The organism is Agrobacterium sp. H141, from assembly GCF_057158725.1.
The window spans coordinates 3,149,178-3,172,732 of sequence record NZ_CM169893.1 but is presented as its reverse complement, the minus strand read 5'-3'; the positions used below and the strand labels follow the sequence as shown (position 1 = coordinate 3,172,732).

At 62.1% G+C, this 23,555-nt stretch carries 30 protein-coding genes and 1 pseudogene; 27 read left to right on the top strand and 4 right to left on the bottom strand.

Annotated features, from left to right (window positions below; genetic code table 11):
• Positions 1-14 precede the first annotated feature (14 nt).
• The 4 genes from ACWPM9_RS14850 to ACWPM9_RS14835 form a co-directional block, all read right to left on the bottom strand.
• Positions 15-584 carry a hypothetical protein gene (locus tag ACWPM9_RS14850; RefSeq protein ID WP_484755621.1) on the bottom strand — a complete coding sequence of 190 codons (570 nt, stop codon included), beginning with the start codon at positions 582-584 and terminating at the stop codon, positions 15-17.
• 206 nt (positions 585-790) lie between these two features.
• Positions 791-1,189, bottom strand: coding sequence for a nuclear transport factor 2 family protein (locus tag ACWPM9_RS14845; RefSeq protein WP_484755620.1), 399 nt, complete (start codon positions 1,187-1,189; stop codon positions 791-793).
• 129 nt (positions 1,190-1,318) lie between these two features.
• Positions 1,319-1,693, bottom strand: coding sequence for a VOC family protein (locus ACWPM9_RS14840; protein WP_484755619.1), 375 nt, complete (start codon positions 1,691-1,693; stop codon positions 1,319-1,321).
• A 138-nt stretch (positions 1,694-1,831) separates the two neighbouring features.
• A complete protein-coding gene (locus tag ACWPM9_RS14835) occupies positions 1,832-1,993 on the bottom strand; it encodes a hypothetical protein (protein ID WP_428185377.1) in 162 nt (53 codons plus the stop codon).
• A gap of 232 nt (positions 1,994-2,225) precedes the next feature.
• Here ACWPM9_RS14835 and ACWPM9_RS14830 point away from each other — a divergent pair, with 232 nt between their 5' ends.
• The 27 genes and pseudogenes from ACWPM9_RS14830 (at position 2,226) to ACWPM9_RS14700 (ending at position 23,422) form a co-directional block, all read left to right on the top strand.
• The gene (locus ACWPM9_RS14830) at positions 2,226-2,837 is read left to right on the top strand and encodes a glycoside hydrolase family 19 protein (protein WP_484755618.1); all 612 of its coding nucleotides are present in this window, start codon (positions 2,226-2,228) and stop codon (positions 2,835-2,837) included.
• 65 nt (positions 2,838-2,902) lie between these two features.
• A complete protein-coding gene (locus ACWPM9_RS14825; RefSeq protein WP_484755617.1) occupies positions 2,903-4,072 on the top strand; it encodes a phage portal protein in 1,170 nt (389 codons plus the stop codon).
• A complete protein-coding gene (locus tag ACWPM9_RS14820) occupies positions 4,053-4,223 on the top strand; it encodes a hypothetical protein (protein ID WP_484755616.1) in 171 nt (56 codons plus the stop codon). Before ACWPM9_RS14825 ends, ACWPM9_RS14820 begins: the two co-directional genes overlap by 20 nt.
• A gap of 52 nt (positions 4,224-4,275) precedes the next feature.
• Entirely contained in the window at positions 4,276-4,593 is a 318-nt protein-coding gene (locus tag ACWPM9_RS14815; protein ID WP_484755615.1) for a DUF6107 family protein, read from the top strand.
• A 132-nt stretch (positions 4,594-4,725) separates the two neighbouring features.
• Entirely contained in the window at positions 4,726-5,322 is a 597-nt protein-coding gene (locus ACWPM9_RS14810) for an HK97 family phage prohead protease (protein WP_484755614.1), read from the top strand.
• Entirely contained in the window at positions 5,319-6,584 is a 1,266-nt protein-coding gene (locus ACWPM9_RS14805) for a phage major capsid protein (RefSeq protein WP_484755613.1), read from the top strand. Before ACWPM9_RS14810 ends, ACWPM9_RS14805 begins: the two co-directional genes overlap by 4 nt.
• Before the next feature lie 164 nt (positions 6,585-6,748).
• Entirely contained in the window at positions 6,749-7,318 is a 570-nt protein-coding gene (locus tag ACWPM9_RS14800; protein ID WP_484755612.1) for a head-tail connector protein, read from the top strand.
• Position 7,319: 1 nt separating this feature from the next.
• Complete coding sequence (locus ACWPM9_RS14795; RefSeq protein WP_484755611.1) at positions 7,320-7,649, top strand: phage head closure protein; 330 nt, start codon at positions 7,320-7,322, stop codon at positions 7,647-7,649.
• A complete protein-coding gene (locus tag ACWPM9_RS14790) occupies positions 7,646-7,819 on the top strand; it encodes a hypothetical protein (RefSeq protein WP_484755610.1) in 174 nt (57 codons plus the stop codon). The genes ACWPM9_RS14795 and ACWPM9_RS14790 overlap by 4 nt, the downstream gene beginning before the upstream one ends.
• Positions 7,816-8,211 (top strand): DUF3168 domain-containing protein, encoded by a 396-nt coding sequence (locus tag ACWPM9_RS14785; RefSeq protein WP_484755609.1) that lies wholly within the window; start codon positions 7,816-7,818, stop codon positions 8,209-8,211. Before ACWPM9_RS14790 ends, ACWPM9_RS14785 begins: the two co-directional genes overlap by 4 nt.
• 64 nt (positions 8,212-8,275) lie before the next feature.
• Positions 8,276-8,683 carry a phage major tail protein, TP901-1 family gene (locus tag ACWPM9_RS14780; protein WP_484755608.1) on the top strand — a complete coding sequence of 136 codons (408 nt, stop codon included), beginning with the start codon at positions 8,276-8,278 and terminating at the stop codon, positions 8,681-8,683.
• Positions 8,683-9,051: pseudogene (locus tag ACWPM9_RS14775) on the top strand (gene transfer agent family protein); the annotation flags it as partial. The gene ACWPM9_RS14780 and the pseudogene ACWPM9_RS14775, both read left to right, overlap by 1 nt.
• A 3-nt stretch (positions 9,052-9,054) precedes the next feature.
• A complete protein-coding gene (locus ACWPM9_RS14770) occupies positions 9,055-9,270 on the top strand; it encodes a rcc01693 family protein (RefSeq protein WP_484757660.1) in 216 nt (71 codons plus the stop codon).
• Positions 9,271-9,386: 116 nt separating this feature from the next.
• Positions 9,387-9,953 carry a phage tail tape measure protein gene (locus ACWPM9_RS14765; RefSeq protein WP_484755607.1) on the top strand — a complete coding sequence of 189 codons (567 nt, stop codon included), beginning with the start codon at positions 9,387-9,389 and terminating at the stop codon, positions 9,951-9,953.
• Between the two features lie 128 nt (positions 9,954-10,081).
• Positions 10,082-10,720 (top strand): phage distal tail protein, Rcc01695 family, encoded by a 639-nt coding sequence (locus ACWPM9_RS14760; protein WP_484755606.1) that lies wholly within the window; start codon positions 10,082-10,084, stop codon positions 10,718-10,720.
• Positions 10,717-11,601, top strand: coding sequence for a DUF2163 domain-containing protein (locus ACWPM9_RS14755; protein ID WP_484755605.1), 885 nt, complete (start codon positions 10,717-10,719; stop codon positions 11,599-11,601). Before ACWPM9_RS14760 ends, ACWPM9_RS14755 begins: the two co-directional genes overlap by 4 nt.
• Positions 11,598-12,032, top strand: coding sequence for an NlpC/P60 family protein (locus ACWPM9_RS14750; RefSeq protein WP_484755604.1), 435 nt, complete (start codon positions 11,598-11,600; stop codon positions 12,030-12,032). The genes ACWPM9_RS14755 and ACWPM9_RS14750 overlap by 4 nt, the downstream gene beginning before the upstream one ends.
• 2 nt (positions 12,033-12,034) lie before the next feature.
• Positions 12,035-15,886: a baseplate multidomain protein megatron gene (locus ACWPM9_RS14745; RefSeq protein ID WP_484757659.1), complete on the top strand. Its 3,852-nt coding sequence runs from the start codon at positions 12,035-12,037 to the stop codon at positions 15,884-15,886.
• A 122-nt stretch (positions 15,887-16,008) separates the two neighbouring features.
• A complete protein-coding gene (locus ACWPM9_RS14740) occupies positions 16,009-16,221 on the top strand; it encodes a hypothetical protein (RefSeq protein ID WP_428185359.1) in 213 nt (70 codons plus the stop codon).
• A gap of 87 nt (positions 16,222-16,308) precedes the next feature.
• The gene (locus ACWPM9_RS14735; RefSeq protein ID WP_484755603.1) at positions 16,309-16,557 is read left to right on the top strand and encodes a hypothetical protein; all 249 of its coding nucleotides are present in this window, start codon (positions 16,309-16,311) and stop codon (positions 16,555-16,557) included.
• A gap of 70 nt (positions 16,558-16,627) precedes the next feature.
• Positions 16,628-17,305 (top strand): response regulator transcription factor, encoded by a 678-nt coding sequence (locus ACWPM9_RS14730; RefSeq protein ID WP_428185357.1) that lies wholly within the window; start codon positions 16,628-16,630, stop codon positions 17,303-17,305.
• On the top strand, positions 17,295-18,698 hold the full coding sequence (locus ACWPM9_RS14725) for an ATP-binding protein (protein WP_484755602.1): 1,404 nt from the start codon (positions 17,295-17,297) through the stop codon (positions 18,696-18,698). Before ACWPM9_RS14730 ends, ACWPM9_RS14725 begins: the two co-directional genes overlap by 11 nt.
• 107 nt (positions 18,699-18,805) lie before the next feature.
• Positions 18,806-19,234, top strand: coding sequence for a hypothetical protein (locus ACWPM9_RS14720; protein ID WP_428185355.1), 429 nt, complete (start codon positions 18,806-18,808; stop codon positions 19,232-19,234).
• A gap of 117 nt (positions 19,235-19,351) precedes the next feature.
• The gene (ccmI, locus tag ACWPM9_RS14715) at positions 19,352-20,491 is read left to right on the top strand and encodes a c-type cytochrome biogenesis protein CcmI (RefSeq protein ID WP_484755601.1); all 1,140 of its coding nucleotides are present in this window, start codon (positions 19,352-19,354) and stop codon (positions 20,489-20,491) included.
• The gene (gene ccmE, locus ACWPM9_RS14710; RefSeq protein WP_484755600.1) at positions 20,488-20,937 is read left to right on the top strand and encodes a cytochrome c maturation protein CcmE; all 450 of its coding nucleotides are present in this window, start codon (positions 20,488-20,490) and stop codon (positions 20,935-20,937) included. Before ccmI ends, ccmE begins: the two co-directional genes overlap by 4 nt.
• Complete coding sequence (locus ACWPM9_RS14705) at positions 20,934-22,922, top strand: heme lyase CcmF/NrfE family subunit (protein ID WP_484755599.1); 1,989 nt, start codon at positions 20,934-20,936, stop codon at positions 22,920-22,922. Before ccmE ends, ACWPM9_RS14705 begins: the two co-directional genes overlap by 4 nt.
• Positions 22,919-23,422 carry a cytochrome c-type biogenesis protein gene (locus tag ACWPM9_RS14700; protein WP_428185351.1) on the top strand — a complete coding sequence of 168 codons (504 nt, stop codon included), beginning with the start codon at positions 22,919-22,921 and terminating at the stop codon, positions 23,420-23,422. Before ACWPM9_RS14705 ends, ACWPM9_RS14700 begins: the two co-directional genes overlap by 4 nt.
• Positions 23,423-23,555 lie beyond the last annotated feature (133 nt).

Genomic DNA, 23,555 nt, shown 5'->3' with positions numbered 1-23,555 from the left:
GCACACCGTGGGGCCTAGTTGTGGAGACGCAGGCGTTCGGCAATGAGACCGAAGCGTGTGCCGCGACCGACGACCGTCAATGGGTCTGCGGGCGCGAGCAGCTGACGAAAATCATCGGGAATGTCGCAGACGCGGTCGAACGCGAAAATCAGTCCCTCGAATTCGACCGGCGTGCGGCAACGGCTGGAACCGCTGCGATCGGCACGCGAGACGGTGAGGTTGAGTTGCGTTTCATGGCCGGCGACGACGGCAAGCAGCATCGGGCCGCTGACGACCACGAGGACATAGCCGATCCAGAACCCGAACAGCGGCGACATCAAGATGGTGATGCCGGTCTTGAACCAGCCTCCGCCGAGGCGGTGCCGGGCGCTGATCGTCAACCACAGCATCAAGGCCGCAAAGACGACGCCGGTGACAAGGCCGGGCAGGTGGGCAAGCGCCAGCCAGTCCGGTGCGGGAATGAAGGCAAAGCCGAACACCTTGGCGAGGATCGGCATGAGGACGATCAGGAGCACCGATAAATAGAGATAGGCCTTCCATCTGGCCTTTGGCTTTGTCGTTGGCGCTCCGGGCCACGTGTCCATCGATTTATTCCGAATGCGTTTCGGCAGGTGGTCTGCAGGTTGAGGATGAAGAGAGGTGTGAGGATCTGCGATCCGGGTGCCCTGCCTACTGAAAATCGCCGTTCAGATAAAGAGCGGGCCTGTGTTGCAGATGAAAATCTCCACCCCAATCCCCTCCCCACAAGGGGAAGGGGCAAGGCTGGACAGAGGAGAGTTTGGGCCTTTGCTCAATCGGCGTTCGAACCTGTCGGAACAAGCGTCCCTTGATGAAACAGCATCTGCCAGCGCGCGCCATTCTGTTTCCAGATGGAACTGCGCAGGGCGCAGCGCTCCGATCCGTCGGCGCTTCGGCGGATGGTTCTATAGGTCAGCAGCACTGCATCAGCCGAAATGGCTGTCAGGACATAAGTGTCGGTGAGGAGTTCGCCCGAAGTCTCGTCGGGATCTTCTGCAAGCAAAAGCTCGATGATCCCGGCGCGGTGATAGACGGTGCCCGATGCGCCGAACTCGACAAAGTCGGGCGCCAGCAGGGCGTCCAGCGCATCGCGTGAAGTGCGGATCTCCGGCTGGTGAAGAGACTGCTCGAGGGCGCGAATCTCGGCCAGAAGGTTGGATGGATCGCTCATGACGGCCGCTGCTCTTTCGATGTCGTTGCACAGATGCCAAGGCATACGCCGACGGTGCGGGCGTGCCAAGCGGTGGCGTTGGTGGCTTTGGCAAGGCGGAGATTTTGGATTGCCATAAGACGAGGACGGCTAAAGCGCTTGGGGCTCGCCGATTTCGATTGCGTGTCTGTCGGGGTCATAAAAGCGGAAAACACGCTGCCCCCAGGCCTGCTGCTCTACCGGGTGGATGAGGTCCACTTGGGGGGCAATGGACGTAAATGCCGCGTCTATGTCGTCGTGCTCGAAGTATAGAAGAAGGTTTTCGCACCCGTAGGTTTCACGCATTGAGGCTGGTTTTTTCCAGACTGTTTGGGTCAGTGACTGTCCCTCGTGAATGGCAAAGCCGCCTTCAAACAGAACGAAATTGCCAAAGTCCTCGCGAAGCTTCAGGCCGATGACGTTCTGGTAAAAATGTAGGGACAGCGCGATATCGCGGACGAAGGGTATGGGATTGACGAAACGCATGGCTTGGCTCTCGAACAGTTTTGCGAACGGAGGCCAGTCTAGCGTCGTTTCAGCAAATGTCCTGCATGATCCAGCCCAATAAAAAGGCCGGCCTTCTTGCGAAGGACCGGCCCTGGCTCCTCGTTCTTTCGAACAGGATTATTTCGGCGAATAGCTCGGCGCGTAAGAATAGCCGGACGCGGACTGCTTCTGGGGCTGCCGCATCTGGCGCCATTCGGCTTCCATGCGCTCAATGATGTGGGCGGGGATGGCATTGGTGTTGGCGGGAACCTTGGTCTGGCTCGACACTTTCACTTCCATGATGGCGCTCCTTGCTGTGTGGACCGGCTATGAAACGATCTCTGAGGTGGAAGGTTCCACAGCGTTAAAGGATTGTAAATACGCCGCCTAACCACCTTAAACGATTGAATTTATTTAAACCGATTTAGATCTCAACTTATTCACAATCTGTCCTGGCGCGGCCGCAAAATGGTCGGCCAGGCGCCGCATTCGAAGCCGTGAAACAGTGCCTTGAAACAATGGGAGCCGGGTGATGGAAATCGACCGGAAGCGATTCTTTTCCGCGGTACGCGCCGATCCGTTTGACGGTCGCTTGGGCCAGGGCCAGGTGGACGGGATGAATGCGATCCTCGACCATTGGCAAGATGCGCTGCCGCAGGGCGACCGCCGCTGGCTTGCCTATATGCTGGCGACCGTCTTTCACGAGACGGGATTTACCATGCGGCCGCTTCGCGAGGCATATGGACGAAGCGATGCACAGACCGTGGCGCGGCTGGATGAGGCCTTTGCCAGCGGACGCTTGCCGAGCGTGACGACGCCCTATTGGCGCGCCGACCGAGACGGCAAATGCTGGTTCGGGCGGGGGCTGGTACAGATCACCCACAAGGCGAATTACGACCGGCTGGGCCGGGCGATCGGTCTGGATCTGGTGGCCGATCCCGGCCTTGCTCTTCGCATGGACGTTGCGGTGCGCATTCTCTTTTTCGGCATGACCGAGGGGCTTTTTACCGGACGACGGCTGGCGGCCTATTTTAGCCGTGACCGGGAAGACTGGACAGGTGCGCGGGCGATCGTGAACGGACGCGACCGGGCAGAGGCGATTGCCGGATATGGCCGGTCGTTTGGGGCAGCGCTTCAGCGGTGAGCTTCGTGACCGCTCGCTGGCGACGATGCCCGTCCAAACGCATGATTTCTGGAAAGGACTAGCCGATGAAACTCCCGTTTCGCTTGCCGGGCCTGCGCGCGGCAGCCTATCCGTCGCCGCCGGATACCAAGGCCGCAGTACCCCTTGCGCTGATTGCCGGCGAAGGTCAGGCGCGCTGGACGGTCGGGTCTTATGCGGCGCTGTCGCGCGAAGGCTTCATGGGCAATCCGGTGGTACATCGCTGCGTGCGGCTGATTGCGGAAGCCGGCGCGGCGATCCCCTGGTTGCTCTATCAGGACGGAACCGAGCGGGAGACGCATGGCGCGCTGTCGCTCATGCGCCAGCCGAACGGGCGGGTGAGCGGGCCGGATTTCTTCGAGGCGCTGACGGGGCATCTGCTTTTGTCGGGCAATGCCTATGTGGAACCGGTGATGCTGGGGAGCCGGGTGGCCGAACTCCATTTGCTCAGGCCGGACCGGGTGAGCGTGGTGGAAGGACGGGACGGCTGGCCGGTCGGCTATGACTATCGCGTGAGCGGTGCGGCGCGACGGATCGCGGCAGACGGCGATGCGGCGCTGCTGCATCTGAAACTCTTCCATCCGCTCGACGACCATTCCGGACTGCCGCCGCTGGCGGCAGCGCGCATGGCGCTCGATCTCAACAATGCCGCCACGCGCTGGAACAAGGCGCTGCTCGACAATTCCGCACGGCCCTCCGGGGCCTTGGTCTACCAGCCCAAGGAGGGCGGCAATCTGACGGTCGATCAATATGAGCGGCTGAAGGCTGAACTCGACGATGGCTATTCCGGCCCGATGCGGGCAGGGCGACCGCTGTTGCTGGAAGGCGGGCTCGACTGGAAGGCGATGGGGCTTTCCCCGCGCGACATGGATTTCATGGAGGCCAAGAACGGGGCCGCGCGCGACGTGGCGCTGGCCTTCGGTGTGCCGCCCATGCTTCTGGGCATTCCCGGCGACAATACCTATGCCAATTACCAGGAGGCCAACCGCGCCTTCTTTCGCCTGACAGTGCTGCCGCTGCTCAACCGCACGGCGAGCGCCTTTTCCGGATTTTTGTCCAGGCTCTATGACGAGGAATTGCGGCTTGAGCCGGATCTCGACCAGGCGCCGGGGCTGAGCCTCGAACGCGATGCCCTGTGGACGCGGCTGGGGCAGGCGGATTTCCTCAGCGACGAGGAGAAGCGCGAGGCGGTGGGCTATGGCGCTGAAGACAGCTGAAGCTGATGACCGTGGAGCTGCTATTGGCGAAGCACTGGATTCATTGTCGCCATTCGGCGGCGTGTTGAATCAAGATATCAAGTCTCGCAACACGCATGTCAGCTGTCGGCCCCAAGCGATTCAAACCACGTTTTTGTTAGTGATCGCTTGAAGAGCATTTCCGGCTATTCGGATTTTCAATTTGAGTCTGGAGAATGAAGACGATGACCGACTTTTCCCATGATGGCGGGTTGTGGACGGCGCGGCTGGCGGGGGCGGTGGCAGGCTCTGCGATCTCGCTTGCCTATCTGTTGCCCCATGGACGACGCGAGGCCGCGACACGGTTTCTGACCGGTGTCGCCTGCGGTCTTGTCTTCGGCGGGCCGACCGGCATCTGGCTGGCGGTGCGCCTCGATCTCGCAGCCATCATGGGACGCGGCGAAGTTGTGCTGATGGGATCGGCGGCGGCAAGCCTGTGTGCCTGGTGGGCGCTGGGGGCGCTGGCCCGTATTGCCGGCAAATGGAGCGGCAAGGGCGGGTGACACCCTGTCCTTGACGCCCGGCATGACGGGATGAGACGGATCATCATCCGCCCCTCGCACAGCATCGTCCCGTGATCGGGCAAGGAACATCGTTTCCTTTCGACAGTCATTCATTCCATCGGGAGAGACTTCATGACCCTGTTTAACGGGCGGCTTTCGCTTGTCCAAAAATATGCCGACCTGACATTGCAGGGCGTGGCGGGGGACGGGCGGTTTTCGGGCTATGCCAGCATTTTCGGAGAGGTCGATCTGGGGCGCGACGTGATTGCCCCGGGGGCTTTTCGCCGGTCGCTGGATCGGCGCGGGGCCTCTGGCGTGCGCATGCTCTATCAGCATGATCCGGCCGAACCCATCGGCGCCTGGACGGTGATCCGCGAGGATGGGCGCGGGCTCTATGTCGAGGGTCGGCTTGCGCCGGGCGTGGGCCGTGCCCGCGAAGTGCTGGCGCTGATGAAAAGCGGCGCGCTGGACGGGCTGTCGATCGGTTTTCAGGCGATCAGGTCCAAGGCCGACGGCAAGAGCCGGGCAGGCACGGGCGTGCGCCGCATTCTCGAGGCGGACCTCTGGGAAATCTCGGTGGTGACCTTTCCGATGCAGCCCGAGGCACGCGTTTCCAACGTCAAGAATGCGCGGTTCTTCCGCGACAGGGAGACCGAGCTGCTGCGCGCCATGCGGCGGGCGGCTCGGACAATGGCAGAAGCGAAATTCAAGCAAGGGATGACACGATGACCATGGAAAACAGCATGATGGTGCCGCATAAAAAGGCGCTCGAATTGAAGGCCATGCCGGAGACGATGACGGCAGCCTTCGACGACTTCATGATTGCCTTCGAGGCGTTCAAGGACGCCAATGACGAGCGGCTGGAACAGATCGAAACCAAGCTTTCCGCCGATGTGGTGACCCGCGACAAGGTGGAGCGCATCAACAAGGCCATCGACGACCAGTCGAAGCTGATCGACCAGATGGCGCTGAAGAGCCTTCGCCCGAGACTGGGGCGAACTGGCGCGGCGTCTGTGGGGGCCGACGAACACAAGGCCGCCTTTGACGCCTATATCCGCCGTGGCGAGGAGTTGGGCCTGCGCGAGATCGAGGCCAAGGCGATGAGCGCTCAGACATCGGGCGATGGCGGCTATCTGGTGCCGGATGAAACCGATAGCGAGATTGGCCGCAGGCTTTCGGTGGTTTCGCCGATCCGCGCACTTTCGACGGTGCGGCAGGTGTCTGGCTCTGTGTTGAAAAAGCCCTTTGCGCCGGCCGGTATGGCTTCGGGCTGGGTGGCGGAGACAGCGGCACGACCGCAGACCAATACGCCGGAACTGGCGGAACTCTCCTTCCCGACCATGGAACTCTACGCCATGCCGGCGGCAACCCAGGGCCTGCTCGACGATGCGGCGGTGGATGTGGAATCCTGGATCTCGGCCGAAGTGGATATCGCCTTTGCCGAACAGGAAGGGACGGCCTTCGTGCTGGGCGACGGCGTGAACAAGCCGAAGGGATTTCTGGCCTATGACACGGTCGATGAAGCGGCCTGGGAATGGGGCAAGATCGGCTTTCTGCCGACGGGAGCAGCCGGCACCTTTGCGGCAAGCGGTCCCTCCGATGTGCTGATCGATGCGATCTACACGCTGAAGGCGGCTCACCGGCAGAATGCGAGTTTCGTCATGAACCGCAAGACGCAAGGCGAGATCCGCAAGTTCAAGGATGCCGATGGCAATTATCTCTGGCAGCCGCCGGCAACGGCAGGCGGTGCGGCGGCGCTGATGGGCTTTCCGGTGACGGAGGCCGAGGACATGCCGGATATTGCCGCCAATGCGCTGGCGATTGCCTTTGGCGACTTCCGCTCCGGCTATCTGGTGGTCGACCGCACCGGCGTGCGGGTGCTGCGCGATCCCTATTCGGCAAAACCTTACGTCTTGTTTTACACCACCAAACGTGTGGGCGGCGGTGTGCAGAATTTCGAGGCCATCAAGCTGGTGAAATTTGCGGCCTAGGGCGTGCCGGCGCTTGAACCCCCTCACCAGGACAATCAGCGCCTTGGCTTTGCCATGACCCCGTTTTCTATCCTCTCCCACCACGGGAGAGGATAGGGCGGGCAGGCCGCCCCGATAAAATAGTGCAAAAGCCGCAAACCGTGGCGGCGCTTTTGGAGATCCCCATGACCTATGCCCAGATCACTCCGCCGTCGGTGGAGCCGCTGACGCTTGCCGAGGCCAAGGCGCATATGCGCCTGGATGCAGCCGATGAGGATGCACTGATCACGGCACTGATTTCGGTGGCGCGCAATTGCCTGGAACATGTGACCGGGCTTTGCCTGATAAGCCAAGGGCGCCGTCTCTATCTGGATGGCTGGCCGGTCAACGGGATCGTGCGCATTGCCCATGGTCCGGTGATCTCGGTGGATGCGGTGACGGTCTATGACGTGGACGGCACGCCGGAGATACTGTCGCTCGATGGACAGTGGCTGGATGGGGTGAGCCGGCCGGCCCGTTTCTGGCTGCCGCGGCAAGTGGCGCCGGGGCGAGCGATGAACGGCATCGAAGTCGACTTTACCGCAGGCTTTGGCGAGACCGGGGCAGATGTTCCGGACGAGTTGAAGCGGGCCATGCTGATGCATGTGGCGCTGATGTTCTCCTATCGCGGCGTGGTGTCTGCCAGCGACCAGCCGGCGGCCATGCCGGAGGGCTATGCAAGGCTGGTGGCACCCTACACGCGAAAGGGGCTTTGACATGGCAGGCTTCGATCCCGGAGAGATGACAGCGAGACTGACGCTGTCGCGACCCGTGGCCGTCAGCGATGGGCAGGGCGGGGCGGTCGTCACCCACGAGGCGGTGGCAGCGCTTTGGGCGCGGATCGTGCCATTGGCTGCCGCCATAGAGGAGCGGGCGGGGGCAGAACTGGTGACGTTGACCCATCGCATATGGATCCGTCATCGCGCCGACATGCAGGCCGGCATGCGATTGGAGAAAGGCGCGCGACGGTTTGCCGTAAAAAGCGCCCACGATCCCGATGAGACACGACGCTTTCTCGTGCTCAGTTGTGAGGAGGAGGGACCATGAGCCTGCTCTTTGCCCTGACGGGACCCGATCTCGCCGAAGCGCTGCGCCGGCTGGTGACAAGGCGGGTGCGGCAAATGCGCGATGGAGTCGAGGCGGTTGATGCGGGCCAGGGCCGCGATGGCTCCGGGACGGATGATCCCTCCACGAACGCAAAGGGAGACGGGCAATGACCGCTCCGGTGAATGATCTGCTGACCGCAATCCACGCGCGGTTGACGGCAGAGCCAGGCCTTGCAGCGCTGCTCGGCGATGCCATCCACGATCGCCGGCTGAATCGCACCGCCATGCCCTATCTGGTGATTGGCGAGGCCGGGGCGCGCGACTATTCGACATCGACGGAGCCGGGCCTCGAGGTCTTGCTGACAGTCGAGGCCTGGTCGGCGACATCAAGGCGCGAGGCCGAGGAGGTTGCAGCAATAGTGCGGGCGAGCTTGGAGGACGCGCAGCTCTTTCTCGAGGATGTCCAGCTGATCTCGCTCAGCCATCAGCGCACAGCCAGCAGACGGGAGGCCAAGACGGCTCTGTTCGTGGCCGAGATGCGGTTTCGCGCGGTGCTGGAGTGAGGCCTTCGGTCCGATCCGGCCGGACGAAAATAATCACGATCACGGTTCAACAAGGGAGCCCAAGATGACGGCACAAAAGGGCAAGGACCTGCTGCTGAAGATTGATGATGGCGGTGGGTATCAGACGGTGGCGGGTCTCAGATCGAAGCGGCTGGCTTTCAATGCCGCAACGGTCGATGTGACCGACGCGGAAAGCGCCGGGCGCTGGCGCGAGCTTTTGGGCGGGACGGGCGTGCAACGTGCCTCGCTGTCGGGCAGCGGTCTGTTCAAGGACGCAATTTCCGACGAACTGGTGCGTGCGGCCTTCTTCTCCGCCAGCATCCTGAACTGGCAGGTGGTGGTGCCCGACTTCGGTACCGTGACCGGTCCGTTTCAGGTGACGGCGCTTGACTATTCCGGCACCCATGACGGTGAACTGACCTTCGAGATTGCGCTGGAATCGGCCGGTGCGCTGAGCTTTGGAGCCTTGTGATGGCGCGCGCGATGACAATGCACCGCGCCAACCGCCGGCGCGGCGAGGTGGAGGCGGTGATTGACGGCGAGCGGCGTATTCTCTGCCTGACACTGGGCGCGCTGGCGGAACTGGAAACGGCCTTTGCCGCAGACAGCCTCGCCGATCTCGGTCAGCGCTTTTCCGGTGGGCGGCTGAAGAGTGTCGACCTGATCCGCATCCTGGGGGCCGGCCTGCGCGGTGGTGGAAACGCATTTGACGACGAGGATGTGGCGGTGATGACGGTGGATGGCGGATTGCCGGGCTTTGCCTCGATTGCCGGCGAACTGCTGGCGGTGACCTTTGCCGGGACAGGCGAACCGCGCAACGGGAGTGCTGCGCCGGACCCCCTGATGGCCGCAGCAGATGGAAAGCCTGACGATGTGGCACCGTTTCCCTGGGACGCGGCGCTGCATGCCGGGCTCCATCTTCTGCGGCTGAAACCGGGCGTATTCTGGCGATTGACGCCGATGGAACTGGCGGCGATGACAGGCGCCTTTGCGCCGGCAGGTGGCCGGATCGGGCGCGCGACGCTGCAGGATTTGATGCGGGCGTTCCCCGATGGGTGAGGCTGCCTCTTGGGGAGACTGAGGCTCAGCAGCGCTGTTTTCCCACCGGGGATATATTGGCGACGGTGCAGGTCTGACGGTTCTTGAGCCTGGCCTGTCGCCCTGGAGGATCTGACATGGATGACGAAACACTCTCGCTGGGCGTCGATATCGACGCAACGGCTGCGCTTTCCGTTCTGGACGATCTGGAGCGGCGGTCGCAATCCTTCGGACGGGCGCTGACATCGGCGCTGTCGAGTGCGGCAAGCGGCGGCAAGGGGCTGGACGATGTGTTGCGCGGCCTGGGCAATCGCCTGACCGCCATTGCCCTGCAGGCGGGTTTGAAGCCGCTGGGAAATCTGGTGTCCGGCCTTGCAGGCTCTCTTGTCGGATCGGTGACGCCTTATGCGCTGGGGGGCGTTCCGGGGCGGGTAACGCCCTTTGCCGATGGCGGAGTGGTCTCAGCCCCCACCTACTTTTCCATGGGACACGGCACCGGGCTGATGGGCGAGGCTGGCGCCGAGGCGATCCTGCCCTTGAAGCGCGGCCCCGACGGCGCATTGGGTGTCGAAAGCAATGGCGGCGGCGGCCAGCAGATCGTCTTTAACGTAACGGCCACCGATGCGGAGAGTTTCCGACGCTCGGAAGGGCAGATTACCGCCATGCTGGCCCGCAGCGTGGCACGCGGAAAGCGCGGACTTTAGCCCAAAGCGGGCCTCTAAAGGATGACGGCATGCGGGTGGGCCGAGACGGTGTAGTCCGTGCCGCGTTCCTCGGTCCCTGACATGTGAGCCAACGCCCGGCGCAGATTCCGGCTTCTCTGGAGAACAAGATGACGGCTTTTCACGACGTGCGGTTTCCGTTGCGGCTGTCGTTGACGACCAGCGGCGGGCCGGTGAGGCGGACCGATATTGTCAATCTTTCCAATGGGCGCGAGGCCCGCAATCGCCGCTGGGCCAATTCGAGACGTGCCTATGATGCGGGCTCCGGCCTGAAATCGGTGGCCGACCTTTATGCGGTGCTCGAATTCTTCGAAGCGCGCGGTGGAGAGATGTATGGTTTTCGCTTCCGTGACCCGATCGACTGGAAATCGGCTGCACCCGATACGGCGGTAACGCCGATCGATCAGGCGATTGGCACCGGTGACGGCGAGACCGACGAGTTCCAGTTGACCAAGACCTATGGCGATGCCGGGGGCATCTGGCGACGCGAGATTTACAAACCTGTGGCAGGAAGTGTGTCGGTTGCGGTGGCCGGCGCGGTGCAGGCAGCGGAGAATTTCGTCTGCGATGCAGCAACCGGCATGGTGCGTTTTGCCGAGGGCCATGTTCCGGCTGAGGGCGCGGCGGTCACGGCTGGCTTTGAATTCGACGTGCCTGTGCGCTTTGCCACGGACCGGATCGAGGTGAATCTTGCAGCCTTCAATGCCGGCAGCATTCCAGCCATCCCCCTGATCGAGATTGTGCCATGAGACAGATATCCGAAGATCTGGCGGCTCATCTGGGCGGCGATGCGACGACGCTTTGCCATTGTTGGCGCCTGACGCGGCGCGATGGCGTGGTGCTGGGCTTTACCGAGCATGATCGCAATCTGGCCTTCGATGGCACCGTTTTTAAGGCCGCGAGCGGATTTCGGCCAAGCGAAACCGAGGCGGAAGACGGGCTTGCGGCTCCGCCAAGCGAGGTGACCGGCGGTTTTTCCAGTGAGGCCATGACCGAGGGCGATCTGGCATCCGGTCGCTATGACGGTGCGCGTGTCGAGGTCTTTATCGTCAACTGGCAAGCGCTCGACCAACGCCTGCTGTTGAAGGTGCAGGAGATTGGCGAGGTGAGCCGGGGCGGCGGGCAGTTTACGGCCGAGCTCAGAAGTTTTGCGCATCGGCTGGGCCAGGAAAACGGGCGCGTCTACAACCGCCGCTGCGATGCCGATCTGGGCGATGGCCGGTGCCGGGTGAATTTGGCAGCCTTTCGGGCAACAGGCACGGTAACGACGATCGAGGCGCCCGAGCAGATTATTGCGAGCGGACTGGACGGTTTTTCGACAGGATTTTTCGATGGCGGAAGACTGGTCTTTGAAAGCGGTGCCAATGCGGGACTTGTGCTTGCAATCGACAGTACAAGAGCCGTCGACGGCGGGATCGAACTGCGCTTCTGGCTGCCGATGGAGGTTTTGCCCGAGAGTGGCGACACATTCGAGATTACCGCCGGCTGCGACAAGAGTTTTTCCACCTGCCGGACACGCTTTTCCAATCACCTGAACTTCCAGGGCTTCCCGCATGTGCCGGGCAGCGACTTTGCCTATTCCTACGCCGATGGCAGCGGCAACCACGATGGCGGGGCCTTGTTCGAATGAGCGCGACCGGTGAACGGGCACTGGCCGAAGCCGAGACCTGGATCGGCACGCCCTATCGCCATCAGGGGGCGACAAAGGGCGTCGGTTGCGATTGCCTCGGCCTGATCCGCGGTGTGTGGTTTGCGCTTTACGGGAAAGAGCCGGAGGTGCCGGGCCCCTATGCGGCGGACTGGGCCGAACATGGTGGTGGCGAACGGCTGATCGAAGCGGCAGAGCGGTGGTTCAGGCCGGTGGCGGGTCTTCAGGCGGCAGATCCGGGTGATGTGCTGCTGTTTCGCTTTCGCCCGCAATTTGCGGCCAAGCATGCCGGTATTCTGGCCGGTGAAGGACATTTCATTCATGCCTATGAGCAGGCGGCGGTGCTTCGCTCGGCCCTTGTGCCCGCATGGCGACGGCGGGTGGCGGGCGTTTATCGCTTTCCGGAGATCTGATGATGGCGACCATCGTTTTTCAGGCGGTCGGCGCAGCCATTGGCAGCGCCTTCGGCCCCATTGGCACGATTGTCGGACGGGCCGCAGGGGCACTGGTTGGCAGTGCCGTCGACCGCGCAATCTTTTCCGATAGCCGCACGATGTCCGGCGCAAGGCTTGCCACGGCGCGGATACCGGGCGCCAGCGAAGGAACCGCGATCAACCGGGTCTACGGCTCCGCGCGCATCGGTGGCACGCTGATCTGGGCAACGCGGTTCGAGGAGGAGGTGACCACCGAGCGCAGCGGCGGCAAATCGACCGGCGGCGCCAAGGTCAGAAGCTTCCACTATTACGGCAATATGGCGGTGGGACTTTGCGAAGGGCCGGTGGCCGGCATTCGCCGTGCCTGGTTCGACGGGCGCGAGGTGGATCTGACCGGCATCGAGCTGCGCTTTCATGACGGTTCCGAAAACCAGCAACCCGATCCGCTGATCGAAGCCAAGCAGGGGGCGGGCAAGGCACCCGCCTATCGCGGTCTGGCCTATGTGGTAATCGAGCACCTGCCGCTTGGCGATTTCGGTAACCGCATACCGGTGATGCAGTTCGAGGTGATGCGGCCGGTGGGGACGCTGGAGCGCCAGGCGCGGGCCATGGTGGTGATCCCCGGTGCGACCGAGCATGGCTATGCGACAACGCCGGTCAGCGAAAAGACCGGGGCCGGCAGCATTCGCATCTTGAACCGAAACGGCTTGATGGCGGCCACCGACTGGCAAGCCTCCATCGACGAATTGCAGGCGGTCTGTCCGAATCTCGAAACCGTGGCGCTTGTCGTGACCTGGTTCGGCACCGATTTACGCGCCGGCAATTGCCGGATTGTGCCGGGCGTGGAAGTGGCCGCACGGCAGGGCGAAAGCCGTGCCTGGTCTGTGGCGGGGATCGGTCGGGCGGGTGCGCATCTGATCAGCCATCATCAGGGCGGTCCTGCCTTTGGCGGCACCCCGGATGACGCAAGCGTGGTGGAGGCCATCAGGGACCTGAAGGCGCGCGGGCTGAAGGTGGTCCTCTATCCCTTCCTGATGATGGACATCGCCTATGGCAACGACCTGACCGATCCATATGGAGAGGCGGCACAACCGGCCTATCCCTGGCGCGGGCGCGTGACCTGCCATCCTGCCATCGGCCAACCGGCAACCGCGGACCGGAGTGCGGCGGCGCGAAGCCAGATCAATGCCTTTTGCGGATCGGCGGAGACGGATGATTTCGTCATCAATGGCACGCGCGTGCGCTATGACGGCCCGGATGAAGGCTATCGGCGGCTCGTGCTGCACTACGCCTTGCTGGCCAAGGCTGCGGGCGGCATAGACGGTTTCCTGCTGGGATCGGAATTGCGCGGGCTGACGACCGTGAGGGACGCGGCCAATGCATTTCCCTTTGTCGAGCAGCTGATCGATCTGGCCGGTGATGTCAGGGCAATCCTCGGTGCTGGAACGAGTATCACCTATGGCGCCGACTGGAGCGAATATTTCGGCTATCACCCGCAGGATGGCTCGGGCGACGTGTTCTTCCATCTCGATCCGCTGTGGGCAAGTTCTGCCATCGATGCCGTGGGGATCGACAACTACATGCCGCTTGCCGACTGGCGCGACGAGGACCGGGCCTCGGCCAGTCCGGACGGCTTTCGCGTTGGCGATGATCCGGTGGGGCTCGAAGGGCAGATCACCGGTGGCGAGGGCTTTGACTGGTATTACGCCTCCGGTGCAGACCGGGAGAGCCGGAACCGTTCCCAAATCGCCGACGGACTGGCGGGCAAGCCCTGGGTGTTCCGCTACAAGGATATCGAAAACTGGTGGGGCAATCGCCACTATGAGCGTGAGGGCGGGGTGGAAAAGCCGAGCCCGACGGCCTGGACCGCGGGGATGAAGCCGGTCTGGCTCACCGAACTGGGATGCCCGGCAGTGGACAAGGGCTCCAACCAGCCGAATGTCTTTGCGGACCCGAAATCCTCGGAAAGCGCGATGCCCTATTTTTCCGGTGGCGGGCGGTCCGACAGCACGCAACGCCGGTTTCTGGAAGCCCATCATCGCCATTGGCAGAGCGGCGATGCGCCAGACGGGATGGTCGATCCGGAGCGGCTGTTTCTGTGGTGCTGGGATGCGCGCCCCTATCCGGCCTTTCCGTTTCGCAGCGATATCTGGAACGATGGCGGAAACTGGCGAACGGGACATTGGCTGAACGCGCGGCTGGGTGCAGGCACGCTTGCCGATGTGATTGCCGCGATCCTGACCGATCACGGCTTTACCGATTTCGACGTGTCGCAGGTCTCCGGCGACCTGACCGGATACATGCAGGGGCAGGTCACCTCGGCGCGCGCGCTGATCGAACCGCTGGTGGAGGTATTTGCGCTCGACGTGATCGAAGATGGCGGGCGGCTGGTCTTTCGCTCCAGGGACAAGGCAAGCCTGCCGGCAGCCGATGTGGCGGTGCTGGCGGACCTGAAGGATGAACCGCATTGGCGCGAGACACGCGGTCATGACGGTGATTTTGCTGCCGAAGCCGTTCTGACCTTCTTCGATGAGGCAAGCGATTATGGCGAGGCCAGCGCACGGTCGAGACGACTGGAAGTGGCCACCCGCCGGGAACTGACCCGTGAACTGGCGGCGGTGATTCCCGAGGAAACAGCGCTCTTGGCCGCGGAAGGTCTGCTGCGCGATCACCGGCTATCGCGCCACACGCTGGAATATGCGCTGTCACCCAACCGGCTGGATGTCACGCCGGGCGACGTGTTGCGGCTGACGCAAGGGCCGGGGACGCGCTTCATCGTGACACGCATCGAAGACGGAGCCGCCCGCCGACTTCATTTGCGCCGGCTGGGGACCGGCAGTTCCGCAAATGTGGTGCCGACGGACGAAGGGCGCCTGCCGGGGGGCAATCCGAGTGCGGGCTTTGCACCGCTCGTGCATCTGATGGATTTACCGCGCCTCGACGGGGCAGGGACCGAGGCCGATTTCGCCCGGGTGGCTGCACTGGCAAAGCCGTGGCGACGCATCGCCTTGTCGTCTTCTCCGGTAGAAGACGGCTATCGCCTGCGCACGGTGGTGGAACGTCCCGCGGTGACGGGCACATTGATGGCGGACCTCGGCACTGGCGTGTCCGGTCGCTTCGATCGCTCACAGTCGCTGGATGTCGGACTTGATTTCGGTGCGCTGTCGTCCGCGCCCAGGCTGTCTGTCCTGAACGGGACAAACCGTATGGCGGTTCAGTCGGAAAATGGCGGGTGGGAAGTGCTGGCCTTTGCGCAAGCGGAAGAAATCGCCACCGGGCGCTGGCGGCTGTCGAACCTGCTTCGCGGATTGGCGGGCACCGAGGATTGCATGACGGCCGGGGCTGTTTCAGGCGCATCCGTCGTGCTGTTGAACGAGGCGGTAGTGCCGGTGGGGCTCGCAACCGATGAGGCGGGGCTGTTGCTCAACTGGATCGCGGAACCGGCAACAGGCAGTGGCGCAGCGACTGAGGCGATTGCCTTTGCCGGAGGCCTGCGGGCGGCAACGCCGCTGGCACCGGTTCATCTGCAAGCACGGCGACAGAGCGATGGCGATATCCGAATCACATGGGTGCGGCGGGGGCGGCTGGACGCCGATGACTGGATGGCCGCCGACATTCCGCTCGATGAGGAAGAGGAAGGCTACCGGCTGGACCTGCTGGATGGAGAAGCGGTGGTGCGCAGCGTGCATGTGTCTCAACCGGCCTATGTCTATGCCCAGTCGGATGCGATTGCGGATTTTGGCGCGGTGCCGACGACGCGCTCGGTGCGGGTGCGCCAGCTTGGCCGTAAGGTGGCCGAAGGGTTGCCGGCTGAGGCGGATCTGCCTGTCTGATTCGTCGGAGATTGCCCCTCTTGCCCATGGCAATGCCTTCTTTACCGCCGGCGCGAACGCGGAGACGAGAGGCAGGGCTAACCGACGTAAAATTTCCACAACATCCAGCAAAGGAGAACGCGATGTTGACGATGAAGCCATGGTATCAGTCAAAGACGGTTTGGGGCGGGTTGCTGGCGGTGGCCGCACCGCTGTTGAGATATGGCGGGCTTGAGGTGGATGCCGAAGCCCAGGGGCAGTTGGCCGATATGGCCGTGACGATTGCAGGCTCAATCGGTGGATTGCTGGCGATCTATGGCCGTATTTCGGCAAAATCGGGCATCGCTGGCCATTAAACGGTTTGTGAATGCGTGCATTCATTTGCCATTCAGACGTCATCGGTTAAAAATCCGCCAAACAAGACAAGCGGTGGAATTAAATCGATGGCATCTCCTCTGATCATAGCGGCGCTGGCGGGCGCATTGTCCGGCATCTCCGTGCCGGCGCAACTTGATGGACACGTCACCTATGTCGCCGCGGATTGTTCGGCCGCCGCCTCACGGGTTGTGGCCCAGACGGGTGGTCAACTCTTGTCGGCCAAGCCCTCGGGCGGCAATTGCGTGGTGACCGTTCTGGTGCCTGGAAACGGCAATGAACGCCCCCGCAAGGTGACCGTGAAGGTTCCGCAGTAACAAGCGATGATGCGCCGACATGAGCGCGGTGCGTCATCCATAAGAACAAGAACGAATGAGGAAGCACGGAATGCGCATTTTGGTGGTGGAAGACGATGCCGATCTGAACCGGCAACTCGTCGAGGCGCTGCAGGAGGCAGGATATGTGGTGGATACCGCGCTCGACGGCGAGGAGGGACACTTTCTCGGCGATACCGAGCCTTACGATGCGGTGATCCTCGATATCGGCCTGCCCGAAATGGACGGCATTACGGTTCTGGAAAAATGGCGGGGCGCTGGCAAGGACATGCCGGTGCTGATTCTCACGGCACGCGATCGCTGGAGCGACAAGGTGTCCGGTATCGATGCCGGTGCCGACGACTATGTGACGAAGCCGTTTCATGTCGAGGAAGTGCTGGCACGCATTCGCGCCCTGATCCGCCGGGCCGCCGGCCATGCCTCGTCCGAGATCGTTTGCGGACCGGTGCGTCTGGATACCAAGGCATCCAAGGCGACCGTGTCTGGAACGACGCTCAAGCTGACCTCCCATGAATTCAGGCTGCTCTCTTATCTGATGCATCACATGGGCGAAGTGGTCTCGCGCACCGAACTGGTGGAACACATGTACGATCAGGATTTCGACCGGGATTCCAACACGATCGAGGTCTTTGTCGGACGCTTGCGCAAGAAGCTCGGTGTCGACATGATCGAGACCGTGCGCGGCCTGGGTTACCGCATGCAGGCGCCGGGCGACGCGCGTGCGAATTAGATCCCTCACAGAACGGGTCTTGTTGCTGGCGACCATCTGGTCGGCCGTGGCGCTGGTGACGATTGCGCTGGTAATTTCGGCGCTTTACCGGCAGGGCGCGGAACGTGCCTTTACCAGCGTGCTCAACGCCCAGCTCTACAATGTCATCAATTCCGTCTCGATCGGCGCAGACGGCAATCTGGCCGGTAATCCCGAACTCGGCGACCTCAGGTTTTCGCAGCCATCGACGGGCTGGTACTGGATTGTCGAGCCATTGGGCACATTCGGCTCCGTGCGGCTGACCTCGATATCCCTGGGAAGCAATACGCTGCCGGTGCCAAGCGTTGCCGAAATTCCCTTCAACAACAGCTACGAGCGGTTTTACCAGGTTGACGATCACGTCGGCAATCACTTGAAAGTGGCTGAAACCGAAGTGGTTCTCGATGGTGACGGGCATGCGGCACGGTTTCGCGTTGCCGGCAACCTGACCGTCGTCGAGGAGGATATCGCCGCCTTTTCCCACAGGCTTTACATCGCACTGAGCATTTTCGGCATCGGTGGATTGCTGCTGAATGCCGGCGCCATTCTTTACGGGTTGAAACCGCTCGACAGGGCGCGACGTGCGCTGGAGAGTATCCGCGGCGGCGAGGCCGAAGCGCTGGAGGGAAATTTTCCGCGCGAAATCCTGCCTCTGGTCAACGAGGTGAACGCGCTGATCGAAAGCAACCGCCGCATTGTCGAGCGCGCGCGAATGCAGGTTGGCAATCTCGCCCATTCCCTGAAAACACCGATTGCCGTGCTGCTGAACGAGGCGCGCGCGCTGCCCAAGGCGCAAGGGGCACTGGTAATCAACCAGGCCGAAGCCATGCAGGCGCAGGTGACCTCCTATCTCAACCGCGCGCGGATTGCCGCCCAGCGCGACTCTGTTCTGGCGCGCTGCGAGGTGGAGCCCGTTCTGGAACGCCTGGTGCGCGTGATGCGGCGGTTGAATCCGCAGATCGAGTTCGATCTGACCATGCAGCCAGCGCTGGTACTGGCCATGGAGCAGCAGGATCTGGAAGAGACGGTCGGCAATCTTCTGGAAAATGCCGCACGATTTGCCAAGGAAAAAATACGGGTGGATGCACGTCTTGCGGCGGACAGTGTGGCCGGTAGCGATCCCGCCCGTCGTCAATGGGTGGAACTGGTCGTCGAGGACGATGGGCCGGGCCTGGAGGATGGGCAGATCGCAGAAGCCATGAAACGTGGCCGCAGGCTTGACGAATCCAAGCCTGGCACGGGTCTCGGGCTGTCTATCGTCAAGGAAATCGCCGGCGAATATCAGGGCGATTTCGGGCTGTCGCGGGCGTCTACCGGGGGCTTGAAGGCTCGGCTGATCCTTCCGGCCGTCAGCCGCGACGCTGTGCGCAATTGATCACAGTCTTCAAGGACTGCTCTCCTGATCCAAGATATCCCCCAAATCGGCGACTGGACATGATAAACCTTATATTCGATTGTTCAGGCAAGATTCGGAAAGGCCGCATGCGAAGCGCTTACAGAACACGCTCCATCGTCATCATCGTCGCATTTGCGTCTCTGGCTGGCTGTACGACCTCTTCCGGCGGCAAGGGGACGGGGTCTTTCCTGTCGTCTTCCTCCAATAGTTCGACCGTGTTCATCACGTCGCTGAACGGCGGAATTGTTGCCCGCAGCGGTGTGCAGCTGTCCAAAGACGATCGCGAGCGCGCACTGGAAGCGGAATATCGGGCGCTTGAGGCGGCTCCGGGTGGCCAGCCGGTGGCATGGGCTGGCAGCAATGTGAGCGGTCAGGTGGTTGCCGCAGCGCCCTATCAGGTGGGCGCGCAGAACTGTCGGCAATATACCCACAAAATCAATACCAACGGCCGCGAAGTCGAAGCGCGTGGTGCCGCCTGCCGCAACAAGAACGGCAGCTGGACGCCCTTGACATAAGTCAAGGCCGCTCGACCAGAGCAGGTGTAGCCATCCTCTTGCGGCCAAACGCCTCAAAAGCGCGTGACCGCCTGTTTAGCGATTGGAAAGCAGCGGCTGTTGCAGTAATTGGGCTCCATGTTGTTCTGGATTATCACCGCCGTCCTGACCTTTGCGGTCGCCGTCCTTCTTTTGTATCCGCTATGGCGGGCATCTGCGCCTGCCATCGATGTGGATCGGGCCGGAGAGGAAGCCGTTTATCGCGATCAGTTGCGCGAGCTCGAGCGTGACAAGGCGCAAGGGCTGATCTCCGCTGAGCAGGCGGAATATGCCCGTGCCGAAATCGGACGGCGGCTTCTGGCCGTTGCCGGAAAAGGTGCCGAGGCACCGGTGCGGACGGGACGCCACCGCATGGCCCAGATTTTCATTCTTCTCTGTCTGCCGCTGATCGGGCTCGGTTTCTATCTGGAGACCGGAAGTCCGGGTCTCAAAGACCAGCCGCTTGCGGCACGGTTGGAAAACCCCGGCAACAATATCGACCTGCTTGTGGCAAAGGTGGAACGGCATCTGGCGCAGAACCCGGAAGATGGCGCCGGTTGGGATGTGCTGGCACCGATCTATTTCAGGGGCGGACGGATGGGCGATGCCGATATGGCCTATCGCAATGCCATCCGTCTGTCAGGCCCGTCTGCTGCCCGCTATGCGGGTCTGGGCGAGGTGATCATCGCCGAAAACGACGGCGTGGTCACGGCGGATGCGAGTGCTGCCTTCGAGGCGGCGCTGAAGGAGCAACCCGACAATCCGCGCGCCGAATTCTATCTGGCTTTAGGCTTCGAACAGGCTGGCAAGCAGGATGAGGCGCTGGCGGCCTTCGAGGCGCTTGCGGCAAAGTCACCCGCCGATGCGCCCTGGTTGCCGCTGGTGAAGCAGCATATTGCCGTGGTCAGCGGCAAAGGACCTGTTGCGGCACAAGGCGAGGCACCGGGTAATCCGAGCGAGGCCGATATCGCCGCGGCCCAGGATATGTCGGCGCAGGATCGCACAGCGATGATCCGCGGCATGGTCGACAGCCTCGATGCCAAGCTGAAGGAAAATCCCGACAATTTCGAAGGCTGGATGCGTTTGGTCCGTTCCTATGCGATGCTCAAAGAACCAGATCGCGCGGTGGACGCTTTGAACGCCGCCTTCAAGACATTTCCGGCGAATGGCAAGCAGGGTGCGCAACTGGCGGACCTTGGCCGTCAACTGGGCCTTCCCGTGGAGGACGTCAAGCAATGACCCGCAAGCAGAAACGTCTCACAGTCATTCTTGGCGGCATGGGCTTTATTTTCGCCGCTGTCCTGCTGGTGATGTTCGCCTTCGGCCAGTCGGTTGCCTATTTCTACATGCCGTCCGACCTTCAGACCAATCATGTCGGCCCGGGAACACGCATTCGCCTCGGCGGGCTGGTGGAAGACGGCTCGGTGAAGCGCGGTGGAGGATCGACGGTCACCTTTGCCGTGACCGATGGCAAGAACACGGTCCCGGTGACCTATACCGGCATTCTGCCCGACCTGTTTCGCGAGGGGCAGGGGGTGGTGACCGAAGGCACGTTCGAAAACGGCAATGTCTTCGTGGCCGATACGGTGCTTGCCAAGCATGATGAAAACTACATGCCCAAGGAAGTCGCCGACCGGTTGAAGAAAGATGGCGTCTGGGAAGGCAAAGAGAAGGCCACGCAATGATCATCGAACTGGGCCATTACGCGCTGGTTCTGGCGCTCGCGACCAGCATCATTCTGTCGGTCTTGCCGATGATCGGCGCACGGCGCGGCGATGGCGCGCTGATGGCGATTGCCACAACCGGAACCGTCGCCCAGTTCGCGCTGGTGCTGTTTTCCTTCGCGGTCCTGACCCATGCCTATCTGGTCTCCGATTTCTCGGTGAAGAACGTGTGGGAGAATTCGCACTCGCTGATGCCGACAATCTATCGATTCTCGGCGGTCTGGGGCAATCACGAAGGCTCCATGATGCTGTGGCTGCTGATCCTGTCGCTGTTTTCCGCGCTGGTGGCCTTCTTTGGCACCAACCTTCCCGATCGCCTGAAGGCCAATGTGCTTGGCGTTCAGGGATGGATTTCCACGGCCTTCACACTCTTCATCCTGTTGACCTCCAACCCGTATATACGGCTGAGCCCGGCACCCGCCGAAGGCCAGGACCTGAACCCGATCCTGCAGGATGCCGGTCTGGCGATCCATCCGCCGCTGCTCTATCTCGGCTATGTCGGTTTTTCCGTATCCTTCTCGTTTGCGATTGCCGCCCTGATCGACGGCCGCATCGATGCGGCCTGGGCACGCTGGGTGCGTCCCTGGACGCTCGCTGCCTGGACCTTCCTCACCGCCGGCATCGCCATGGGGTCTTACTGGGCCTATTACGAACTCGGCTGGGGCGGTTGGTGGTTCTGGGACCCGGTCGAAAACGCATCCTTCATGCCATGGCTTGCCGGTACGGCACTTCTGCATTCGGCGCTGGTGATGGAAAAGCGCGAGGCGTTGAAAATCTGGACCGTGCTGCTGGCGATCCTGACCTTTTCGCTGTCATTGCTCGGCACATTCCTCGTCCGTTCGGGCGTATTGACCTCGGTCCATGCCTTTGCGACAGATCCGACACGCGGTATCTTCATTCTCTGTATCCTGATGCTGTTTATCGGCGGCGCATTGGCCCTGTTTGCTTTCCGCGCACCATTGTTGAAGTCCGGCGGTCTGTTTGCCCCGATTTCGCGCGAGGGCGCGCTGGTGCTCAACAACCTGATCCTGACGGTTGCAACGGCAACGGTGCTGATCGGCACGCTTTATCCGCTGCTTCTGGAGACATTGACGGGCGACAAGATCTCCGTTGGCCCCCCTTTCTTCAACCTGACCTTCGGCCTCTTGATGCTTCCGCTTCTGGTGGCGGTACCCTTTGGACCGCTTCTGGCGTGGAAGCGCGGCGATCTGCTGGGCGCGTTCCAGCGGCTTTACGTGGCAATCGCGCTGGCCTTCGTCGTGTCACTGGTCATCTATTACATCGAACATGGTGGCCCGGTGCTGGCGGTCTTCGGCATGGCGGCAGGGCTTTACCTCGTCTTCGGCGCCTGTTCCGACCTCTGGTATCGCGCCGGTTTCGGAAAACTCGCCTTCAATGTCGCCTGGCGCCGCTTCGCCGGTCTGCCGCGCTCGGCCTATGGAGCGGCACTCGGGCATCTGGGACTTGGCGTAACGGTGCTCGGCATTGTGGCCGTTACCACCTATGCCACGGAAACCGTGGTGGAAATGAAGCCCGGAATGACCACGGAGGCTGGCGGCTACAGCGTGACCTTTGACGGGATGCGGCAGGCCGTCGGCCCCAACTTCACCGAGGATCGCGGCCATTTTACGCTGCGCAAGGGCGGTGTCGACAAGGGCGATTTCTGGTCGTCCAAGCGGCTTTATACGGCGCGCAGGATGCCGACCACCGAAGCCGGTATCCGCACCTTTGGCCCAAGCCAGCTTTACGTATCGCTGGGTGATCCGATGGATGATGGCGGCATTGTCGTGCGGATCTGGTGGAAGCCCTATATCCTGTTCATCTGGTTCGGTGCCGTGATCATGATGGTCGGCGGGTTCGTCTCGCTGTCGGACCGTCGCCTGCGTGTCGGTGCACCGAACCGGCGGGCGAAAGCGGTGCCGGCACGGCTGGAGGCGGCGGAATGATCGCCGCAGGGGCATTCGGGTTTGCGCGTAGCGTGAAGCTTATATTTCTTGTTGTGCTTCTCGGGCTCTCTGCAGCGCCTGCCTTTGCCGTCAACCCGGATGAGGTGCTTGCCGATCCGGTGCTGGAGGAGCGGGCGCGCAATCTGTCGATGCAGCTGCGTTGTCTCGTGTGCCAGAACCAGTCGATCGACGATTCCAATGCCGAGCTTGCCAAGGATTTGCGCCTTCTGGTGCGCGAACGGCTCGTCAAGGGCGACAGCGATCAAGACGTGATCGGCTATATCGTCTCGCGCTATGGCGAGTTCGTTTTGTTGAAGCCGCCTCTGGCGCTCAAGACCTATCTTTTGTGGGGCGCACCTCTTGTGTTGTTCCTGATCGGCGCGATTGCCATGTTTACCTATGGTCGCAACCGGGCCGGCACAGCACCGGAGAAGCTGACCGCGGAAGAAGAACAAAGGCTGAAGACCCTGCTGGCTGAAAACGGCACTGACCAGTCCTGACTATCTTTCTGGAAAAATTACCAAATTGTCATGTCGCGGACAGTTCACTGTAAGGTGACAACCCCTATATCTTCGTCATCCACCGCTTCCCGCCGCACTTGGGCGATAACGCAAAAGCAACTGACGAAGGTAC

Bases quoted from the DNA above. Each gene is read 5' to 3' on its own strand.
- ACWPM9_RS14850 (WP_484755621.1), bottom strand. From the start codon at position 584: ATGGACACGTGGCCCGGAGCGCCAACGACAAAGCCAAAGGCCAGATGG.
- ACWPM9_RS14845 (WP_484755620.1), bottom strand. From the start codon at position 1,189: ATGAGCGATCCATCCAACCTTCTGGCCGAGATTCGCGCCCTCGAGCAG.
- ACWPM9_RS14840 (WP_484755619.1), bottom strand. From the start codon at position 1,693: ATGCGTTTCGTCAATCCCATACCCTTCGTCCGCGATATCGCGCTGTCC.
- ACWPM9_RS14835 (WP_428185377.1), bottom strand. From the start codon at position 1,993: ATGGAAGTGAAAGTGTCGAGCCAGACCAAGGTTCCCGCCAACACCAAT.
- ACWPM9_RS14830 (WP_484755618.1), top strand. From the start codon at position 2,226: ATGGAAATCGACCGGAAGCGATTCTTTTCCGCGGTACGCGCCGATCCG.
- ACWPM9_RS14825 (WP_484755617.1), top strand. From the start codon at position 2,903: ATGAAACTCCCGTTTCGCTTGCCGGGCCTGCGCGCGGCAGCCTATCCG.
- ACWPM9_RS14820 (WP_484755616.1), top strand. From the start codon at position 4,053: ATGGCGCTGAAGACAGCTGAAGCTGATGACCGTGGAGCTGCTATTGGC.
- ACWPM9_RS14815 (WP_484755615.1), top strand. From the start codon at position 4,276: ATGACCGACTTTTCCCATGATGGCGGGTTGTGGACGGCGCGGCTGGCG.
- ACWPM9_RS14810 (WP_484755614.1), top strand. From the start codon at position 4,726: ATGACCCTGTTTAACGGGCGGCTTTCGCTTGTCCAAAAATATGCCGAC.
- ACWPM9_RS14805 (WP_484755613.1), top strand. From the start codon at position 5,319: ATGACCATGGAAAACAGCATGATGGTGCCGCATAAAAAGGCGCTCGAA.
- ACWPM9_RS14800 (WP_484755612.1), top strand. From the start codon at position 6,749: ATGACCTATGCCCAGATCACTCCGCCGTCGGTGGAGCCGCTGACGCTT.
- ACWPM9_RS14795 (WP_484755611.1), top strand. From the start codon at position 7,320: ATGGCAGGCTTCGATCCCGGAGAGATGACAGCGAGACTGACGCTGTCG.
- ACWPM9_RS14790 (WP_484755610.1), top strand. From the start codon at position 7,646: ATGAGCCTGCTCTTTGCCCTGACGGGACCCGATCTCGCCGAAGCGCTG.
- ACWPM9_RS14785 (WP_484755609.1), top strand. From the start codon at position 7,816: ATGACCGCTCCGGTGAATGATCTGCTGACCGCAATCCACGCGCGGTTG.
- ACWPM9_RS14780 (WP_484755608.1), top strand. From the start codon at position 8,276: ATGACGGCACAAAAGGGCAAGGACCTGCTGCTGAAGATTGATGATGGC.
- ACWPM9_RS14770 (WP_484757660.1), top strand. From the start codon at position 9,055: ATGGCCGCAGCAGATGGAAAGCCTGACGATGTGGCACCGTTTCCCTGG.
- ACWPM9_RS14765 (WP_484755607.1), top strand. From the start codon at position 9,387: ATGGATGACGAAACACTCTCGCTGGGCGTCGATATCGACGCAACGGCT.
- ACWPM9_RS14760 (WP_484755606.1), top strand. From the start codon at position 10,082: ATGACGGCTTTTCACGACGTGCGGTTTCCGTTGCGGCTGTCGTTGACG.
- ACWPM9_RS14755 (WP_484755605.1), top strand. From the start codon at position 10,717: ATGAGACAGATATCCGAAGATCTGGCGGCTCATCTGGGCGGCGATGCG.
- ACWPM9_RS14750 (WP_484755604.1), top strand. From the start codon at position 11,598: ATGAGCGCGACCGGTGAACGGGCACTGGCCGAAGCCGAGACCTGGATC.
- ACWPM9_RS14745 (WP_484757659.1), top strand. From the start codon at position 12,035: ATGGCGACCATCGTTTTTCAGGCGGTCGGCGCAGCCATTGGCAGCGCC.
- ACWPM9_RS14740 (WP_428185359.1), top strand. From the start codon at position 16,009: ATGTTGACGATGAAGCCATGGTATCAGTCAAAGACGGTTTGGGGCGGG.
- ACWPM9_RS14735 (WP_484755603.1), top strand. From the start codon at position 16,309: ATGGCATCTCCTCTGATCATAGCGGCGCTGGCGGGCGCATTGTCCGGC.
- ACWPM9_RS14730 (WP_428185357.1), top strand. From the start codon at position 16,628: ATGCGCATTTTGGTGGTGGAAGACGATGCCGATCTGAACCGGCAACTC.
- ACWPM9_RS14720 (WP_428185355.1), top strand. From the start codon at position 18,806: ATGCGAAGCGCTTACAGAACACGCTCCATCGTCATCATCGTCGCATTT.
- ccmI (WP_484755601.1), top strand. From the start codon at position 19,352: ATGTTGTTCTGGATTATCACCGCCGTCCTGACCTTTGCGGTCGCCGTC.
- ccmE (WP_484755600.1), top strand. From the start codon at position 20,488: ATGACCCGCAAGCAGAAACGTCTCACAGTCATTCTTGGCGGCATGGGC.
- ACWPM9_RS14705 (WP_484755599.1), top strand. From the start codon at position 20,934: ATGATCATCGAACTGGGCCATTACGCGCTGGTTCTGGCGCTCGCGACC.
- ACWPM9_RS14700 (WP_428185351.1), top strand. From the start codon at position 22,919: ATGATCGCCGCAGGGGCATTCGGGTTTGCGCGTAGCGTGAAGCTTATA.